Origin of the sequence: Streptococcus sp. GMD1S (genome assembly GCF_000296875.1) — a bacterium.
Taxonomy (GTDB): Bacteria; Bacillota; Bacilli; order Lactobacillales; family Streptococcaceae; genus Streptococcus.
Genome location: NZ_AJQY01000455.1, coordinates 1 through 1,099, shown reverse-complemented (window position 1 = coordinate 1,099; position 1,099 = coordinate 1). Strand labels below are relative to the sequence as shown.

Annotated in this window: 2 protein-coding genes; both read left to right on the top strand. The window is 43.2% G+C overall.

Going from position 1 to position 1,099, the window contains the following annotated elements; translation table 11 throughout:
* Window positions 1–315: shikimate kinase (locus GMD1S_RS11210; protein WP_000374158.1), on the top strand; the 315-nt coding region annotated here is incomplete at its 5' end.
* A partial coding sequence (gene pheA, locus GMD1S_RS11205; protein ID WP_000686424.1) for a prephenate dehydratase occupies window positions 312–1,099 on the top strand: 788 nt, incomplete at its 3' end. The genes GMD1S_RS11210 and pheA, both read left to right, overlap by 4 nt.

The following is a 1,099-nucleotide window of genomic DNA, read 5'->3' as shown; positions in this document are numbered from 1 at the left end:
GAGTCAGAAGTCCTAGCTGACTTACTAAAAACGGACCGAGTTGTGTCAACTGGCGGAGGAGTTGTCATTTCTCAGAGAAATCGTGACTTGCTCAAAACCAATCCTGATAACATCTACCTAAAAGCAGATTTTGAAACCCTCTACCAACGTATCGCAGCTGATAAGGACAATCAGCGTCCACTTTTTCTTAACAAAAGCAAGGAAGAACTGGTAGCTATTTTCCATGAAAGACAAGCTTGGTATGAGGAAGTAGCCAGTCGGATTCTAGATGTGACCAAGTTAAGCCCAGAGGAAATTATAGAGGAACTGAGATGAAAATTGCCTATCTAGGTCCCAAGGGATCTTTTTCGCATCATGTTGTGCAGACAGCCTTTCCCAAAGAGGAATTGCATGCCTTTGCCAATATCACAGATGTTATCAAGGCCTATGAACAGGGCTTGGTGGACTATTCTGTGGTACCAGTTGAAAACTCCATTGAAGGTAGTGTCCATGAAAGTTTGGATTACCTTTTTCACCAGGCTCGCATCCAAGCAGTGGCAGAAATCGTTCAACCCATTCACCAGCAGTTGATGGCAGTTCCTGGTCATACTAAGATTGAGAAGATTTTTTCCCATCCTCAGGCTTTGGCTCAGGGAAAAAAATTCATCGATGAACACTATCCAGAGGCTCAAATCGAGGTAACCGCCAGTACCGCCTATGCAGCTCGCTTTATTTCAGAACATCCAGATCAGCCTTATGCAGCTATTGCTCCTAAAAGTTCAGCTGAAGAATATGGCTTGGAATTGATTGCAGAGGATATTCAGGAAATGGAAGCCAATTTCACACGTTTTTGGGTGTTAGGGGCAGAGATACCGAAGATTCCTTTGAACTCACAAGCTGAAAAAATGAGTTTGGCCTTGACCTTACCAGACAACCTACCTGGTGCTCTTTACAAGGCACTTTCGACCTTTGCTTGGAGAGGGATTGACTTAACAAAGATTGAAAGTCGCCCCCTTAAAACAGCCTTGGGAGAATACTTTTTCATTATCGATGTAGACTATAGTGACAAAGAACTGGTTCATTTTGCAAGACAAGAACTAGAAGCTATTGGAATCCAGCA